General features: G+C 40.0%; 14 protein-coding genes. 4 read left to right on the top strand and 10 right to left on the bottom strand.

Annotated elements, in window-relative coordinates:
• Positions 1-56 precede the first annotated feature (56 nt).
• Positions 57-1400 (bottom strand): deoxyguanosinetriphosphate triphosphohydrolase, encoded by a 1344-nt coding sequence (locus tag B9A18_RS19055; protein WP_084291134.1) that lies wholly within the window; start codon positions 1398-1400, stop codon positions 57-59.
• A gap of 86 nt (positions 1401-1486) precedes the next feature.
• Positions 1487-2689 (bottom strand): DUF763 domain-containing protein, encoded by a 1203-nt coding sequence (locus tag B9A18_RS19050; protein ID WP_084291133.1) that lies wholly within the window; start codon positions 2687-2689, stop codon positions 1487-1489.
• Between the two features lie 113 nt (positions 2690-2802).
• Between B9A18_RS19050 and B9A18_RS19045 the strand changes: the two genes are divergently transcribed.
• Entirely contained in the window at positions 2803-3396 is a 594-nt protein-coding gene (locus B9A18_RS19045) for a 2OG-Fe(II) oxygenase (RefSeq protein ID WP_084291132.1), read from the top strand.
• Between the two features lie 3 nt (positions 3397-3399).
• Here the strand turns inward: B9A18_RS19045 and B9A18_RS19040 are convergent, their stop codons facing one another.
• The 8 genes from B9A18_RS19040 to B9A18_RS19005 form a co-directional block, all read right to left on the bottom strand.
• Positions 3400-4005, bottom strand: a complete 606-nt coding sequence (locus B9A18_RS19040) for a phosphatase PAP2 family protein (protein WP_084291131.1) — start codon at positions 4003-4005, stop codon at positions 3400-3402.
• A 127-nt stretch (positions 4006-4132) separates the two neighbouring features.
• Positions 4133-5542, bottom strand: coding sequence for a family 10 glycosylhydrolase (locus B9A18_RS19035; protein WP_084291130.1), 1410 nt, complete (start codon positions 5540-5542; stop codon positions 4133-4135).
• A 69-nt stretch (positions 5543-5611) separates the two neighbouring features.
• On the bottom strand, positions 5612-7294 hold the full coding sequence (locus B9A18_RS19030) for a DUF5018 domain-containing protein (RefSeq protein ID WP_159452695.1): 1683 nt from the start codon (positions 7292-7294) through the stop codon (positions 5612-5614).
• A 26-nt stretch (positions 7295-7320) separates the two neighbouring features.
• Positions 7321-9024, bottom strand: a complete 1704-nt coding sequence (locus B9A18_RS19025) for a RagB/SusD family nutrient uptake outer membrane protein (protein ID WP_084291128.1) — start codon at positions 9022-9024, stop codon at positions 7321-7323.
• 8 nt (positions 9025-9032) lie between these two features.
• Positions 9033-12581 carry a TonB-dependent receptor gene (locus tag B9A18_RS19020; protein ID WP_159452694.1) on the bottom strand — a complete coding sequence of 1183 codons (3549 nt, stop codon included), beginning with the start codon at positions 12579-12581 and terminating at the stop codon, positions 9033-9035.
• A 305-nt stretch (positions 12582-12886) separates the two neighbouring features.
• Complete coding sequence (locus tag B9A18_RS19015; protein ID WP_084291126.1) at positions 12887-14041, bottom strand: FecR family protein; 1155 nt, start codon at positions 14039-14041, stop codon at positions 12887-12889.
• A 58-nt stretch (positions 14042-14099) separates the two neighbouring features.
• A complete protein-coding gene (locus B9A18_RS19010; RefSeq protein WP_235005381.1) occupies positions 14100-14702 on the bottom strand; it encodes an RNA polymerase sigma factor in 603 nt (200 codons plus the stop codon).
• 170 nt (positions 14703-14872) lie between these two features.
• Entirely contained in the window at positions 14873-15880 is a 1008-nt protein-coding gene (locus tag B9A18_RS19005) for an LLM class flavin-dependent oxidoreductase (protein WP_084291125.1), read from the bottom strand.
• A gap of 154 nt (positions 15881-16034) precedes the next feature.
• Between B9A18_RS19005 and B9A18_RS19000 the strand changes: the two genes are divergently transcribed.
• The 3 genes from B9A18_RS19000 (at position 16035) to B9A18_RS18990 (ending at position 18698) form a co-directional block, all read left to right on the top strand.
• Positions 16035-17078 (top strand): hypothetical protein, encoded by a 1044-nt coding sequence (locus B9A18_RS19000; RefSeq protein WP_084291124.1) that lies wholly within the window; start codon positions 16035-16037, stop codon positions 17076-17078.
• Between the two features lie 289 nt (positions 17079-17367).
• The gene (locus B9A18_RS18995; protein WP_084291123.1) at positions 17368-17724 is read left to right on the top strand and encodes a hypothetical protein; all 357 of its coding nucleotides are present in this window, start codon (positions 17368-17370) and stop codon (positions 17722-17724) included.
• A 194-nt stretch (positions 17725-17918) separates the two neighbouring features.
• Complete coding sequence (locus B9A18_RS18990; RefSeq protein ID WP_084291122.1) at positions 17919-18698, top strand: murein L,D-transpeptidase catalytic domain family protein; 780 nt, start codon at positions 17919-17921, stop codon at positions 18696-18698.

The following is an 18698-nucleotide window of genomic DNA, read 5'->3' as shown; positions in this document are numbered from 1 at the left end:
GTATCGAGCATATAAAAATAAAGATACGTTCTTTTAGTTTAACTCACCAAAACGACTTAACTCATTGATGGAAATGAGATTCCTTTGATCTTTCTAAACAATTCTACCGCATAAATATCCGTCATGCCTGAAACGAAATCCAAAACCGACTGAATTTTAGAATAAGCATCAGTTTTTTGAGTTAAAAATTGTTTCGGTATCAGCTCTACGAGCTTTTTGTGGTATTTCGATTCATTTTTCAGGTAAGCCGGAATAAACTCTTCCAACAAACCACCCATTACCTGGTAACCCGCTACCTCAATCTGCACTACAGATGAATAGTTATAAATTTTTTTAATCGAGACCTTTTCAATTTCCTTCATTACAGATAGAAATGGTTCTTCAATGGCATCCATCAGACTTTGGTTAAAATCGCCATTCAGAATGGTCTGCTCCTCTTTAAAGAACACTTCCGAACATAAACTGATTAAAGTACTGATTGATTTTGCTCTCATCAGCGTGATTTTTGCATCATCGTCGTCCATTTCCGTCAATCGCGCGGTCATCTTTTCATCCCTGCATAAAGGCAACAATAATGTTTCTACCTCCTGATAGGAAAGGATTTTTAAACGGTGTGCATCTTCCAGATCAATGATATTGTAGCAAATGTCATCCGCTGCCTCTACCAGATATACCAATGGATGTCTTTTATAGATCAATGGTGAGTCCTGTACTTTGATCAGATCCATTTCTGTAGCTATCTTTTCAAAGCCACTTTGCTCCGACTGGAAGAAACCATATTTTTTAGTAAAAATGTTCTTTTTATTATGTCCGGCTATGGATGCACATGGATATTTGGCAATGGCCGCCAATGTAGCATAGGTAAGCGCAAAACCACCCGTTCCCTTACCCGCAAAGGGATGAGTTAGGATGCGTAAAGCATTTGCATTACCTTCAAAATGAATCAGGTCTTCCCATTGCTCAGCACTTACCTGATCCTTATAGATCTTTCCATCACCATCGGTAAAATAATGAGAAATGGCTGCTTCACCCGAATGACCAAAAGCGGGATTTCCCAGGTCATGTGCCAGACAAGCCGAGGCAATGATGTTACCCACTTCACAAAGTAAAGGGCAACTATCGTCAATTCCCGGATCACGGTCTTTAATTTTATTGTAAAAGATGGTTCCTAAAGAGCGGCCAACACTGGCAACCTCCAGACTATGCGTTAACCTGTTGTGTACAAATATGCTACCTGGTAAAGGAAAAACCTGGGTTTTGTTCTGTAGTCTTCTAAACGGAGAAGAGAATATGATCCTGTCGTAGTCGCGTTGAAATTCAGACCTTGATTCTTTCTGATTACCAATAAACCTATCTTCATTTCCCCAACGTTTAGACGACAATAACTTTTCCCAAACCATATTTAATTCCTTTTGTAGTACTTTACTTTAAAATAAACGCGAAGGTAAGTATTTACAGTTGAAAGGTCTGTTGCAATAACGTTTTTCTAAAACAGCTGTAACTGAGGATTATCAGGTGGTTTTGCATCTCCAAAAACAGTTTTCCCGCCGTATTTCCAGGAATCCCGACGCTCTTTTTCAATCAAAGCATCAAAATTATCGTTGGGTACAAAGTGTTGTTCTGCTTTTCGAGACAGGCTACTGAGTTGTTGAATGGCATGCAATTTATCACTCTGTCCTACTTTTGCCCGGTGTATTGCTTTTGTCAAAATACTAATGGTCTCATCATAAACTTTAACCGGTACAGGAAATGGGTGCCCATCCTTTCCACCATGAGCAAAAGAAAAACGCGCGGGATCTGTAAAACGTGAAGGTGTTCCGTAAATGATCTCGCTTACCAGGGCCATCGACTGCAAGGTTCTTGGCCCCATACCTTCCAGTAAAAGCAATTCTTCAAAATCAGCAGGTTGTTTTTCTTGTGTCAGCCACAGCATTGAACCAAGACGTTTTAAATCAACATCTTTGGCTCTCACATCATGATGATTGGGCATAACCAACCTTTTTACCTCTCTAAGCATACGATCAGGATTTTCAGTTGTCATGCTTAACATGGCTGTTCTTGAAGGTTGTGCTGCTTTCGCAACCAAATTCAAAATCTGTCCCTGATTTTTACCACAGATACCTGTATGTGGTTCCTCCACGAACGAGGCCAGGCCATCCGAATGCCAGTGATATCTTCGAGCTGTGGTACCTCCACGCTGCATACCTTGTTGCACAACAGTCCAAAGCCCTTCTGCATTTACAACAAAGCTATGTGTATACAATTGGAAACCATCCTGCAACGCTGTATTATCTACTTTAGCACTCAATTTACTGCTACGTACCAGCGCCTGACCATTGAGACCGGTCCGCTCACCAAAACGTAATAGCTCCTCAGGTGTATTGCGCGATTTCTGCCCCTTACCGCCGCAGAAATATATACCAAGCTCTTTGTAATGCGGATTAACTGCTGCCTTTAAAGAGCCCATTACTGATGTAGTAATACCCGATGAGTGCCAGTCCATCCCCATCACTGCACCAAGGCTCTGAAACCAGAAGGGATCACTTAGACGGCGCAATACTTCTGCAGTGCCATATTCTTCTACAATAGCTTCTGTAATGGCAAGGCCAAGCCGCGACATACGTTCATAGAGCCACTTTGGTACTTCGCCATAATGCAAGGGTAAATCAGCGGTTCCGGATCTTTTCATTTACTAACAAAATTAGCAAAAAAGAACCGAGTCTGAAAATAAGTCTATTTATTAATTGGCACCCAAGGTATATAGCCATATATTAACGCTACCTTACTCGCTTAAACATTCCATTGGAAAAGATCTTTGACCAGCTTATTGACAGCTTTATAGAAAACAAAGTAGGTATCGCAGAAAACTTTTTAAGTAAAGACTTGTCAGAACACCTTATCACTAACCTGATCGGCTTGTTTAAAGACAAGCTCATGCTTTCGGCAGGTACAGGCAACGACACGCTAGTTGTGCACGACAAGATGTACAGGAGTGATAAAATTTACTGGCTCGACAGAGCGCACAATGATGTGCATGAAAACAGTTTTTTTGATCTGATGGATACTTTTATTAGCCATCTAAACCGCACCTGCTATACCGGAATCACCGGCTATGAGTTTCATTATACCCTATACGAAACAGGCAGCTTTTATAAAAAGCACGTAGATCAGTTTCGGAATAACGAAGTGCGACAGTACTCCATGATCATGTATTTAAACGAGAATTGGGCGGAAGAAGATGGCGGACAACTGTGTATCCACCACGTTGATAATTTGCAGAATATCTCACCGGTTAACGGTAAAAGCGTGTTCTTTAAAAGCAGCGAACTTGAACATGAAGTATTGATCACCAATAAGCCAAGAATGAGTATTACCGGCTGGTTAAAAATCAATTAGGGCTTAATCTGCACGCATGGAGCGTAAAGAGAAAGCTGTTCCTGTGCCTAATACCGCACCGGCCGCTACATCTGTTGGGTAATGCACACCTAAATACAGGCGCGAAAAACCAACAGAACCCGCCCATAAATAGGAAGGTACAACAACATACCATTTTGGGTAAACCTGCGAAAGCGCCGTAGCTGTTGTAAAGGCTGTAGAAGTATGTCCTGATGGAAAAGAGTGCTGGGGAGGTTGGTACACCGCGCGGATCTTAACATTCGCTAAAAATGGTCGCGGACGTTTCACTGTTTTTTTAATCAATAGCGTAACCAATCCATTTACGACTGAGCTGCTGGCTATATAAAGCGCATTTTGCCGCATGGATTTGTCATTGTTGATTATGCCGGCAGCTAATAAACCAACAGGGACACCAACATTTACCACATCATTGTACTTCGATATAAAAAGAAATAAATCTGTTTTCGCATGCGTTCTGGAATTAGAGAGGTTAATCAGCACCTGATCATCAAATTGCTGAAGTTTAGATTGCGCCTGCAATTGCCCGTTGCCGACAAACAAAAGAGTAAACTGACATAAAAACAGACACTTGAGATAAAGTCCTTTCATATTTAAAGCTGTTGCAGGGCAAAATACTAAGATTTCACAACATTTATTGGCACTAAAGCTTTAAAAGGGCAAGAAAACTGAAAAAGCAGGGCGACAAATCTTGCCGCCTGCTTTTCAAAACTAACCACTATTTTTTTAAACCTTCTTTCAATGCATCCCAAAGAGGTTTCTTAAGTCGGTTGTACTGTGGTGCATACACGTGAACCACATCAAACAGCATTACACCGCCAGAGGCGTTAGACCTAATGTATTTGATGGTATTGCTAATGGCTTGTAAATTTGGCCAATCCACATTCCCCATATCAATACTTCCATACAATGGCATTTTATTCCTGGTGATATATTTTCCACCCTTTATTGATCCTTCAACACTCCACCAATGATAGGCTAAACCTGCAGTAGCCGGATTATCTGCCAGCATCAACTGCGTAAAATAATTACCGGTCATCAAGAGATCCAGTTGTTCACCATAACCAGTTTTATTGTAATCAGGATAAGACCAGTCAAAACGTAATTCATAATCGTTAAATGGATCATAATCCTGACTTGCCCAGTTCACTCCTACCGAATAGTAAGTGGTATACCATGCCCCTACATAAACGCCAAATTTCATATTAGGCTTTATACTTTTAACAGCTCCACGGGCTTTAACAAAGAAATCATGAATTACTGTAGCGCGATAAAGCAACCAGCGCTTGTAATATTTTCCAGTTACATTAGGTGTTACTACACCACTTACTATTTTCCATGATTTAACAATATCTGCAGGGAATTCCATTCGTTTGGCCTGTGTATCATTATATTTTGTTTCCAGGAATTTTATGAAATCATTTTTGCTGAAATCAGAAAAATCAGCATTGATGTCTGTGTAGCGCGCATAATCTAGTATTAAGCCATCAATTTCATATTTCCCAACTATTTCCTTAATGATATTCAGGGCTCTTTCCTGAACTTCTGGTATGGCAGGATTCACAAAACCGTTCTTACCGGTAGATACGATGGGCACTCTTTTGCCGCTCTCATCACAAACGATTGATTGATATTGATCTTTCCAGGTTGCATTTTCGTACACCAAACCTTTTGATGCCGAGCCTTCCACAAAGGTAACAATGGAGGCATAGATTTTTAAATTACGCTTTTTTGCCTGGGCAACCATAAATCCAACATAATCAACACCCACGGTAAAGGTTTTCCCATCCATACTGGTTAAGTGGGTTGAATAATTACTTGGATACATGGTGTAACCGTTTGAGCCTTTCACATCAAGCACCAAACCAGTTACCCCTACTTCTTTAAGGGTATCCAGTGTTTTTTTGATCATGGTCGTATCGCTGAAACGACCATAGGTTCCAAAAACATTGGAACGTGCATCAACCCAGGCAATGGCCTCGCCGCGGCGCATCGTATCTGGTCGTATTTTCGTTTCCTCTTCTAATTCATCTACTACTTTTCCGGGGTTCGACTTTTTGCAGCCCCCCAGATTAAAAAGCAGGATTACTGCTAATAGGAATATTGGATAAATGATCTTCTTCATCATGCTTTGTTTTTAGTTAATGGTAATTAACAGCCTACCTTTATAAGATAGGCTGTCGGACATTAATTGATATTAAGGAGCGTACTTAGTAAATTCATGAGCCAGTATACCACCATTGGTTAGCAACATATAAACCTGCATGCGCTCTTTATCAGGTGATAATCCTATACACACATCCCCAGTACCATTGGAATTGACTGTTGCCCCTAAAAACTCTTCAGAATTATAAATATTAAAGGTTGGATATCTTGGATCTGCCGCAGATAAATTGATCTTAGAGTTTTCTGTTACATCAAAAAGTCCCAACACCGCATTGTTATAGCTTGTTGTTTTAACAAATTTCTGAATAGCGAGATATTTGGCATTGTTAAACACAATGTAGTCAGTTGCAAAGTGGAACACTCCAAAAACAGCTGTTTCGTTGGCAAAACCAATCGTTCTTTCATTTGTAATCCCGCTAACCAAACCTATTTCAAACTGATAATTGATAAAGTAATCAGTGTTGGCATCTGTGGAAATAGGTTGTGCATCGGCTTGATATCCCATAAATGAAGCAGCACCTCCGGTAATCGAGTTATAAGTAATTACTTCAGGGGTATTGCTCACAAGTACACCATTCTGGATCCGCCACTTGTAAATGATTTTTGACTGGCCACCGGTGCTCATGATGATCGCATTGGTATTCACGTTACCATAAATATTAAGTCTCCTTCCTACTCCTCCATCACCTGTTATTCCGGTCGGATTATTGTTAGTCCAATCAATCAGTTTAACTGGAGTAGCATCTATATTACTCCACTTATATGCAATGAACTTACCATTTTTGGCCCCAAAAGTAGTCCCAATCAGGTTACCTTCCGAATCATTTACAATTTGCATAGCAAGTGCACTAAAAGGTAAGGCCATGTTTTTAACATATGCCCCGGTATGCCTGTTAAACACTCTGTAAACAGCCGGATTTGTACGAACAACAGTAACCAGATAATCACCTGACACAGCTAATGAAGGTTCCATATTGGCAGTAAAGCCAAGCTCAGCTGCTGTTTTTGTCCATAGCCTCCTGCTTATACCTACCCCATAATCAAGTTTAACCGGCTCAGCAGCTTTAAGTGTATAGGTCTTTTTTAAACCATCCACACCAGTAATGGTTAAAGGCAGATCTTGCGATAAATTGATACTTCCCCCACTAACAATAGAACTCGTGGAATGCTTGTTGATTTCCAGATTTAATGTTGCGGAAGATAAATCAGTACCCGGAAGTATATAAAACAGCACATCATTCCCTTTAATTACCGCCTCAATCTCCTGTGTGGAAGCCCCGGCCTGATAAAGCACTTTTGCTTTGGTAATGGAAACATCTCCTACCTTTTTAGATACAACCACGAAAGATCTGACTTCGCCCGACCCCGATGTGATGTTAAGCTTAAAGGGTTTCGATACGTCTTGTATGATACCTAATCCTGGTTTAACAATAGCATCAGAGGGTACGTTCGATCTTAAGATAATCTTAGAAAGGTCGACTTCATTATCCGAATTAATCGGATAATAATAAGGCATATCGAAATAGATGGTATCCATATTTGCACTAAAACGAGGCTCAAAAAGACGACTGCTCCCCATACCCTCAATAGTACCATATATATCGTTTAGATCGTTCTTTGTATTGGGAACTACCTTTTCTGCCTTTTTACAGGAGTTAAGCACCAGGCCAGCCAGTGCTGTAACTATAAAAACCAATGATAATTTCTTCATCATTAAAAGTTTAATATTATAACTAAATACTACCATCCCTTGATCTGAGTAATTGAATTGTTCCTCAAAATTTCATCGAGCGGAATTGGAATGTAGTATAATGCTGGGGTGAACTGACGATTTGTATTGTCTACAGGAACTGTTGTATAACTTACTGATGAACCAACCGGTGTACCTTTATGGCCCGTAAACCTTACATTGTTTAGTACAACATGCGCTTTTCTCCATCTTCTCAAATCCCAGTAACGATGTCCTTCAAAGGCAAGCTCCACAATACGCTCATGCTCTACTGCATTCATTAATTCCGCAGGCGTTTGAGATGGTGTATTTGGCAATCCTCTTTTATTTCTTAAAATATTCAATGATGTCTTCGCACCAGCGATATCATTGATTTTAGATTTGGCTTCAGCATCGATTAACAATACCTCTGCGTAACGCAGCTCCATCCAACTCTGATCACTTTTATTGATTACAATTTGTGTATTAAGCGGATCAAGAAATTTCTTAGCGTAATAACCGCTAACCGTTTTTTTAGGATCTGTAGAGGCGCCATATTCAGTAATACCTTCCACTCCATCTGAAGGTGTTGTATTTACTGTCCTGCCTTTCCAGGATGAACCATTAAATATTATGGTTGCATTAAAGCGCTGCTCTCTATTGGCGTAAGGGTTAGCAGCCATTGCGGGATTAGACCATGAAAAAGTTGAACCATCACTCATTTCAAATTCATCTACCAACTCAGCTGTAGGCACTCCATATACCAAAACCTGCCCCGGAGCATCCTTTGGTGGAGCAAATCCCAAATCATACTGATGGGTCAACTGCGGGCGAATAAAATCAATTTTAAAGATGGCTTCTTTGGTGTTTTTATTGGTAAAAATAGATGCGAAATTTGCTTCAAGATCATATAAACCTTCTGCTGCCAGCTTCTTCACTTCCTCAGCTGCATTAGATGCATTCGTATAATAAGCTGTGGCTTTTGCCGCAGGTACGCCAGTCAGCTCGTCGGCATTAAATTGCTTTTTATCATATTCAGCAATAGAGGCTGCATACAACCATGTTCTGGCCAGCATTCCGTAGGCAGCACCTTTTGTAGCCCTCCCGGTATTCCCTGCGTCCCAGGTTTTGGGCAGGTACTCAGCTGCAAAGGAAAAATCTGAAGCAATAAAGTTCCAGCACTCATCTTCACTAGAGCGCTGCTTATCTTTTTCGCTCGTCAATTTATCCTGCAATATCACGCTGCCGTGCATTTTTACCAGCCAGAAATAAACATATCCTCTGATGAACCTTGCTTCGGCCTGAAACTTCAGTTTCGTACCTTCATCCAGTCCTTGTGCTTTGGTATCCAATCCTTCCAAAAACTCATTCAAACGGCGGATTCTGGCGTAACCGGCAGTCCAATAATTTAACTGTGGTCCTGCCGCACTCACTCTTGAGGCATCCGAGGCCAGAATGTTAACTGTTCCATTTCCAGAAACCCCGGAAGTATATTTCATAAGATCAGTTAATGCATCGGTCGCATTGTCGTAGCCAATAGGAAAAGTGCCGAACTTAAAAGTGTTAAATTCATTATACATACCAATTATATAAAGGCGGATATTAGCCGGATTCTGATAAACAGCTACATCGGTATATCTGTCCAGGGGATCCGTATCTATTTTACACCCGTTCATAGCAAGAATAGCACCTGCTATGAGGAATGATTTCTTTAGTGTTTTTAAAAATTCTTTCATAGCTGCATTTAAAATATTAGGTTAATTCCTCCGGAGATCATTTTCTGCTGGGGATAAAATCCGTTATTTACGTTAGGCATTTCCGGATCCAGGTACTTCAACTTATCCCAGGTAAACAGGTTAAATCCTGAAACATAAAAGCGCATTTTCTCTATTTTAGATTTAAACAGGCTTTTTGGAAGCGTATACCCCAATTGAATAGATTTCAACCTCAGGTAATCATTGCTGATGATAAAACCTGAATTGGCATTTGCGTTATGTGGTGAAAGTGCGACACCACCAGAAGTTAACCTCGGAAATTTAGCATCCTGATTATCCGGTCTCCAGGCTTGTTCAACAAGATAATACGGAGAGTTTCCATATCCATAAAATGTCTTCGTAAAAGGCGTATTATCTTCAATACCCGAAGTTCCGGAAGACCCTTCATATACCCCTCCCAAGGCTACACTGGATAATCCTGCACCCTGAAACAGCACCGAAAAATCAAAGCCCGAATAACTTGCTTCCAGATTTAAACCATACATGATTTCCGGCATATTACTTCTACCGACAGCAGTCATGTCAGCATCACGCGTAACACGACCATCTCCATTCAAATCTCTATACTTGAAAAACCCAGGGGCTATGATACCACTGCTTGGTGAAGAACCATTTCGCGCTTCATCCCAGTTCTGATAAAACCCATCTACTACAAAACCTAGCTTTTCACCTATTGGCCTGCCTGTTCTTTTTTGCCAGGAGGGCAAAGATTGAACTTCATTAATTAAGATGATCTTGTTTCGTGCCCAGTTAAAATTACCGGTTACTGCATAGCTAAATTTGCCCAGGTTATTGCGATGCTTTATTTGCAGGTCAAAACCTCTATTATCTGTGATACCATCGTTAAATGTTGATGGAAAATTCCCACCTACAGAAGATGGGTAAAGACCACTTCTGGTGGTTAATATATCCGTAACAACCTTATAAAAATAATCAAAATCAACCCCCAGTTTACCATTCCACAATTCTGCTTCAAAACCTACATTCGTTACTCTATGTCTTTCCCAGGTCAGATCTCTGTTTGGCGGTGTACCTGTATATAATGCCGAAACGGGTGATCCACCAATCACGGCAACCGGATTTTCTGTAAAAGCAAAGCTAGGTAGATAGGCAAATTCAGTAACTGTTGCTTCCTTACCTAATACACCATGAGAGGCCTTGATTTTAAAGAAATTAACCGTGTTTTTTATTTTTTCAAAGAAATTCTCCTCACTTACGATCCACCCTAATCCTGCTCCCGGGAAATACCCCCAACGACCTTCCTCAGGGAAGCTTATAGAAGCATCTGCCCGCATAGCGGCTTCAAACAAATATTTATTTTTATAAGCGTAATTAATCCTTCCTACATATCCCTGTCTTGCCTTATTTCTACTTGAACCTGTCGGGCTGACAAAATCAAGCGTTGCAGAACTACCAAAATCTATATCATGCAGCTCGGTTAAAGCAAAGTTTCTAGCTCCAGTTGAGAACAAACTACTTTTAGTTCTTGCCCATTCATATAATGCCAGGGCATTGAACGTGTGGCTGCCAAAGGTTTTCGTATAGTTTAAACTAGGCTGAAAAGTTAATCTATTGTTTTGATTATAGTTCTGACGTAAGGTAGTTACTGAAAAACCAGGAGGGCTAGGTATTAGGGTATAATTGCCTGAAATTTGATTTCTACCTCTCCCCATTAACGGATAAGGGGTAAGCCAGTTCTTATTTTCTGTTCCGGTTTTATCAAATGAGGTAAGTACTTTACCCGAAAGCCCACTAACCCAGGGAACTTTTACATTAAAAGCCAATGAAGTCTGGAATACGTTAGCCTCGCCATGTTGGTAACCAGATTGCATCACCGATGCAATTGGATTCACATACCCTGCATTACTATTGTAAGCCGTAGGTAAACCATTTGGAGCATACATCGGCATATTCGGTAAAGTTCTTACCGCCTGATAAAAGGGATTCATGTAAGCAGTATTATCCGGCGATATCCCTGGTGTACGGGTTTTATGCATTTGCGCATTGATATCAAAAGCAACTGATAAGATACTGTTCAATTGCGCATCAAGATTTGTACGCAGATTAAACCGTTTAAAACCAGTATTGGCTACAATACCTTCCTGATCCAGATAACCAATATTGGAGAAATACTTTACCCGTTCTGTTCCTCCCCTTACCGTTACACTATGGCTTTGAGAAGTACTTTTTTTACCTAAAAACTCACCTACCCAATCGGTATTTCCAAACAATGGGTTGGTATTCGTCCCATTCCTTAGCGCATTAATCTGAGCTTTATTATAAGTCAGAGGGTTAGGATCCTGGTCTGTACTAATTCTGTATTCATTATCCAACTCTTCAGCTCTTGAAAACCATTCCATATAATCTGGTCCATCCAAAAACTTAGGAAAACGTGTATTAGAATTAACCATTACTGCACCATCATAACTGATTTTTGGTTGCTGAGCCTTACCTCTTTTAGTGGTGACCAGTATAATTCCATTTGCAGCCTGCAAACCGTATACGGATAAAGCAACCGCATCTTTCAATATGGAAATACTTTCAATTTCATTCGGATCCAATTGAGCAAAAGGACGCTCAACGCCATCAACAATGGCAATCGGCCCCTGACTTCCCTGATAAGAAGATGTTCCTCTGATTCTAAGTGTAGCATCATCTGCTCCCGGCCGGCCCGATTGCTGTAAGGTCGTAATACCCGGCAAACGTCCCGACAACATATTGGTGATGTTCATGGTTGGCATTTGCTTCAAATCGTCGCTATTGATCTGAGCTACCGAACCAATTACATTTCTTTTCTTTTGAGAACCATAACCTACTACAATAACTTCATCAAGTCCTTTATTAGCTTCCAGAAGGGTTACATTAAGTACCGTGTTGTTATTTACGGATATCTCTTTAGTCTGGTAACCAATATAGCTAAATATCAGGGTTTCGCTCCCCTCGGGCAGTTTAATTATGAATTCACCATTACTATTGGTACTTACGCCGCCTGTACCACCTTTAATTTTAACACTTACACCTATCAAGGGCAGTCCGTTTTCATCTAAAACACGTCCACGCAAATCCACAGCGCTAAAATACCCAAGTACTTTATCGAGTATGGAAGTTTCTTTGTGTTTAACAATCACGGTTTTGTTTTCAATAGAATAGCTCAATGGCTGGTCGGCAAAGCAAATCTTTAGCGCATTTTCCAGACTCACATTGTTCAGGTTAAGGTTAACGGGTTTTGCACCGTTCATCAATTTGTCGCTGTAAAAAAAATCATATCCTGTTTGTGATCTGATTTCCTTAAAAACACTTATCAAAGCAGCATTTTTATACTTCAGGGTAACACTTTGGCTGTAAGAGCTTGCACTCACATGTAAAATTGTGGCTGTTAATAGTACTATAATCAGGTTGAACCTCATAATTATTTGTCTTTTAACTGTCGGATCAATTCGCTTTAGCGAATTAATGACCAACAAGAATTTCGCTATGCCAGCCGGCGGCCTGCACACACTTTTAATGTAAAATTTCATACATTTGAATCTGTTTAAATCTGTGTTGTGTATACTTTCGAAGGGCAAACACTTCACATCGTTCATTAATCAATTGATTTACGCAATACCCAATTTTATTGGGTTTTAATGAATAAGCATTAAACTTTTACCGGGCGTGTTTCCAGCATTCCCGGTAATTTTTAATCCTATCATCCTAAAGCTTAGCTACTGTTTTTGAAGTTTGGTTTCATTTGATTTGGTTTTTATTGGTTTATAAGCCAATTCAGGTTATTGTGTATGTTTGTTTTTTTATCAACTGTGGTTTAGGCTGTTTCACCATAGTACTAATTCTTTACGATCACTTTCCTCCCATCTACTTCGAATTTTAGCTGGCCAGCCGATTGCATAATCTTTAATACTTCTGATATATTTTTAGATCTGGACACCAAACCGCTATAGGTTTGGTTCACATCAATACCTTTATCATACTGAACAGTAACATCGTACCAACGGGAAACTTTACGCATGATGCCTGCCAGGCTCTCTTGCTTGAACATAAAATCACCATTCTTCCAATCCATTACCTGGTCAATTTCCGGGCTTAATATCTTCAGGTCACCATTTGAAGTGCTTGCCTGCTGCCCCGGTTTTATTACTGTAGCAAGGTCAAAAAATACTACACCAACATTCGCCTTCTCCTGGCCTACCGGACAAACCTTAACAGAACCTTCCAATAAAGTTGTGGCTGATCTAGACTCATCTGCATAACTATTTACATTGAAATGGGTACCCAACACCTCGATGTACTGCCTGTTGGTAAGTACCACAAAAGGACGGTTTTGATCCTTTTTAACTTCAAAATACGCCTCTCCCTTTAACTCTACTTTACGTTGATTGGCATTCGTAAAATTTTCAGGGAATTTAATAGATGATGCTGCATTTAACCATACCCTTGTACCATCTGCCAATACAACCTGATGCTGGCCACCTTTGGGGGTTTCGATAGTGTTATAAGCTAAAGCCTTACCTTTGCTTTTTCCTGTAACCTGATAAACCAGCTGTCCTTCCTTATTTTTTAAAATAACAATCCCTGAGTGTTTAACAAGTTCTCCGCCGGCAGCATCAGTTAAAGAGATTCTAGAGCCGTTGGCCAGTGTCAGAATAGCTTTATCGCTACCCGGAGCAATATCCTGATGCGCAGCGATCACTGGAAGATCAACATCTCTTTTTTGCTTATAAATATATAGTCCCACCCCGCTAAAAATCAATAACATGGCAGCAGCCACTATACGTGGCCATAGGACAATCTTTTTCACTATTGTAATATCCGCAACACGGGTTTGGAGTTCAGTCAGATCGTGTTTTAGTTCATCATCAGATAAATCAAAGCTACTGGCCTCACCAAACGTTAGCCAATTCTCTACAATTTCTTTTTCTTCCGGTGTACATAATCCGGACTGGTATTTCTCAAACAGGCTTTTTGCGTCGTTATGCTGCATTTTTTTTATGCTCTTTTAATACATAACGATTTGCTAAGCCGTAGGGGTTAAATAAATTTTAAGGATAAATGATAAACACAAAAGCAAGCATATACCCAAGTCTTCCCTTGAGAATTTTCAAGGCATGATGCATATGGCTTTTAACAGTTTGCTCGGAAAGATTGAGCGTTAAGGCAATTTCCTTCCTTGTCAGATTAGTTTTACGGCTAAGCTCAAATACTTCACGCATTTTACAAGGAAGTGCTGCAATCTCTCTACTTATAAGTTCGGAAAGATTATTATGCCTGATTAAATGATCAGTGGTGTTATGATTATGGTCTAAATATTTCTGAAAAGTTTCAATATAGCGTTGACTTACTTTTTTGCGTTTATACAAATCAAATATTCGGTTCCGGAGCACTGTAAATAAATATGCAGGTAAGCCGGAAGGAATGTGAAGTTCGCTTCTCTTTTCCCATAACATCAAAAAAAGTTCATGAATCAGGTCTTTTGCCTCTTCCCTGTTGCCAGTCCTTTTATAGGCAAAAATATACAACAAAGATTGGAAGCGGTTAAAAATTTCAGTAAACGCAGTCTGATCACCAGACTTCAGTAAGTCCACCAATTCAGCGTCAGAAAGTTTACCGTACAGGTTCATAAACTTAGCAATCCGGAAAATCATTTGGTTAGCAGGTTAATTAAATAAAATAAAATGTTTACACATTAAAGTTTAATTATTAAGACCTACGCCAATATTAAATAATAATTTTCAAATTACTGTTATGAGAATAATATCAATTTACTACATTAAGCTACAAAACCTTGTTTCTCTATAATTTACAATCTTTCTTTTCAGACTTTAAATACTTCGGCCAGCAATTCATAAGATCTTAATCTGGCTGCATGGTCAAAAATATGTGAAGTTGCCATAATCTCATCAACCCCGGTCTGATCAAGGAACTGCTGAAGATCAGTCTTCAGCGTTTCTTTACTACCTACAAAAGTACAAGCCAGCATCTGACTTGCCTGTTCCTCTTCGTAAACATCCCATACCTGGTTCATATCATCCACAGGCGGCTGTAACAAACGGCGTTTACCGGTAACGATACCCAAAAACAACTGATAAAGTGAAGTCACCAATTTGTTGGCTTCAGCATCCGTATCCGCAGCTACCACATTTACACAGGCAAGCACATAAGGCTCGGCCAGGTGTTCGGATGGTTTAAAATTTTGTCGGTATATATTAATAGCAGCCATAAACTGGGCTGGTGCAAAATGACTGGCAAATGCATAAGGCAGGCCAAAGGCTGCTGCCAAACGCGCGCTTTCGGTACTTGAGCCTAATATCCAGATCGGAATATCAAGCCCTTCACCCGGAATAGCGCGCACGCTACTATTGCTATTTTCTAGGGATAGGTAAGCCTGCAATTTCATTACCTCATTTGGGAAATCCTGAGCTGCCTGGAAACGCAGGTCCCCCCTTATCGCTGCCGCTGTAACCTGATCAGTGCCCGGCGCTCTCCCCAATCCTAAATCAATCCTGCCCGGATACAAAGAAGCCAGGGTACCAAACTGCTCGGCAATAATCAATGGCGAATGGTTAGGCAGCATAATTCCTCCCGATCCTACCCTGATGGTGTTGGTTCCACCTGCAATATGACCTATCACTACCGAGGTAGCCGAGCTCGCCACGCTGATCATGTTATGATGTTCGGCCAGCCAGTAACGGTTAAAACCCCATTTTTCGACATGCTGCGCAAGATCTAAACTGTTCTTAAAAGTATCGGCCGGCGTTTTGCCCTCTATTACGGTTGCAAGATCCAGCACTGAATATGGAATGGAATTGAGGATTTTTTTCATGAGGTCACAAAGCTAATATCCCCGACGATCAAAACATCTCTGCTGATATGGATATGACTTTAAACCAACATCAATATGAAATTCAAATGAAATATACCTGGCCGTTACAAAACTCTGTACAGAAAACAGTAAATTGAGCATAAATTACCTGCTGATGGACTCCAATGACGTAAAAATATCGCGCAAGAAACCAATATTCCCGGTATCCCCTGCTTTACAGAAATACCTTAAAACCTATCAGCGGGAATCTAAACTGCCTATCACCTATAATGACTTATTGGATTTTACGGAGGCTTATCCCATTATGGATAAGTATGGCAAAGATTCGCTTTGGGAAGCACCGATCTATACCGACAGCCAGATGTCGGATTTACACAATGGCCTTAAAATCGTATATGCCAATTTAAAGGCATCAGGTAATTTGCGCATTGTACAGCACAAATACATCGACAAAATTGAATACTGTACTTTTGGCAACACCAACCCTTTCCGCATCAGAATTGTAAACCGCTTAAATGATGTGTACGACTACTTTTACGTAAAAAAGGCAGATGCCTCCAGAATATATGGTTTAGAGCTGGAACATATCCTCTCGCCAAACCAGGTTAACTATCTGGTAGACAGGGAGACCTTAATTGAAGAACATATAGCCGGAATTCCGGGCGATGTATTTGCAAAAACCTATCTCCACAATCCGGAGTACAATCCAACCCGTATCGCCAAGGAGTTTGTGAAATTTAACGAACGTTGTTTAGTAATGTTACTGGGTGATATGCGGGCTTATAACTTTGTGATGCAGATTACTCCTGATTTTGACGACATCCAGTTCAGAATAAGGGCCATTGATTTCGATCAGCAATTTTATGAGGGCAATATAAAAGTATACCTGCCCCAGTTTTTTAAAGAAAACTACCCCTATGTAAAATTGGGTATGGAGCAGCTTACCGATAAAACCTTTCTTCAATATCAGCAGGAAGAAAAATCCTCTCTCCTGCACCGGGTTCGGAGTGAAAGACACCGTCTTACTGATTTACGGGATGTGTCAAGCACCGAAATACTAACCACGGACGAGAATATCATCACTTTAAAAAACGGAATGGCCGAATATTTTGAAGATTCTCAGTACCGGGAATGCAGAAATATGACTGATATCATCGAGCTGAATATCAAAAATATCATCCGACAGGTGAAATTATAAAACAAAAAAAGCGGAGGCAGGTCTAAAAGACTGATTGCCCCCGCAAATTAACGCTCTCGATGTAAAGGTATATAAAAAAACCTGATTGTCAATAGGATATTTCAAAAAAAACGTCTTTTACATGATGCTACCCCTATATTTTTTTGGACAAAAACCCAATATTTTTATAGCAACAAAATCGTTTATTTAAGCATCCATACAATATTTTTATGCATAAACAATAAAAATTATAGGCAAATAGTTACTTTATTTACAAAACAATTCTTATTTTGCTTAAAATATTTCATATATGTCTTTAAAAACACTGATTGATAGCATTCTAAAAGAGAAACACAGATCGTTAAGTTGGCTTGCTGTTAGCATGGGAAAAACCTTCGATGGCTTAAGACTTAGTCTGATCAACGAGTCTATCAAATACAAAGATTTGTTACTGATGGCAAAAATACTGGAAGTACCGGCCAAAAACTTTTTTGAAGGCAATGAGGAAGATTTCATGGCTGTTCCCAACCTCATATCCGAGTCGGTTCATGAGTATGGAGACTACAGGTTAAGTATAAAAAATTATACGGAACTTGTATCGACTTTGAAGGACCAGATCAACGATAAGGAACGAATTATTACGTTAATGAGTAAGGCTCAAAATTAAATAAACAGGGGCCGATTCGGGCTGATCTGGTAAACGACTGGAGCATTTTACCAAGTCACAAAAACGTAATCACTTAATTATAAGCTAGTTTTAAAAAATCATTTTCCTATATTTGTAAAAACTTAAACAATAATAGTTAGACAAAACAGGAATCATTTTTAAATATATAGTGCCGGAGGGCAAGATAATAACTTATGAAGAGAAGTAGTATTTTAGGAGTTGCGGGATTAGTTATAGTTACATTTGCACTCACCATGATCAGCTGGATACCAGTAAAAAGTAAACCAGCAGTAGACCCGAATCCAGCAATTGCTGATACCAGTTCGACACTTTCGACACCAAGGGCACCTATTGTAAATGTTAAAGAAATTTATGAGAGTGCGCAGCTTGCGCAAAGTGGCTTGTCGTACGATGTGTTTACTAAAGCAGTAACAGGTTTTTATAACCTAAAAACGGCTGGTAAGATTTCGGATAACAAATCAATTTTAACCATTGCAGATTTCGATCAAAGCAGTACGAAGAAACGTATGTGGATTGTAGATCTTGACAAGGGAACATTGCTATTGAATACCTGGGTAGCTCACGGTACTTTTAGTGGTGCAGATCGCGCCACCAATTTTTCGAACACCAGGGAATCAAATAAAAGCAGTATTGGCTTTTATGTAACCGGTGAAACCTATCGCGGCAAGCATGGCCTTTCTTTGCGTCTGGATGGTATGGACGAAGGTTTTAATACCAATGCGCGTAAAAGAGCCATCGTGGTTCATGGTGCAGACTATGTAAGTCAGAGCTCCATTAGTTCACTAGGCAGATTAGGTCGCAGTCAAGGCTGCCCTGCTGTACCACAAGAACTGGTAGGCACGGTCATCAATGCGATGCAAAATAAAACGGTATTATTTATTAATGCCTCTATTCCTTCTTACAGCTCTCTGTACCTGGAAGAAAATGAAGCATTAATTCAAGACCACAACTAG

This window comes from Pedobacter nyackensis, assembly GCF_900176505.1.
Classification (GTDB): domain Bacteria; phylum Bacteroidota; class Bacteroidia; order Sphingobacteriales; family Sphingobacteriaceae; genus Pedobacter; species Pedobacter nyackensis.
This window is presented reverse-complemented; position numbering and strand designations above follow the sequence as displayed.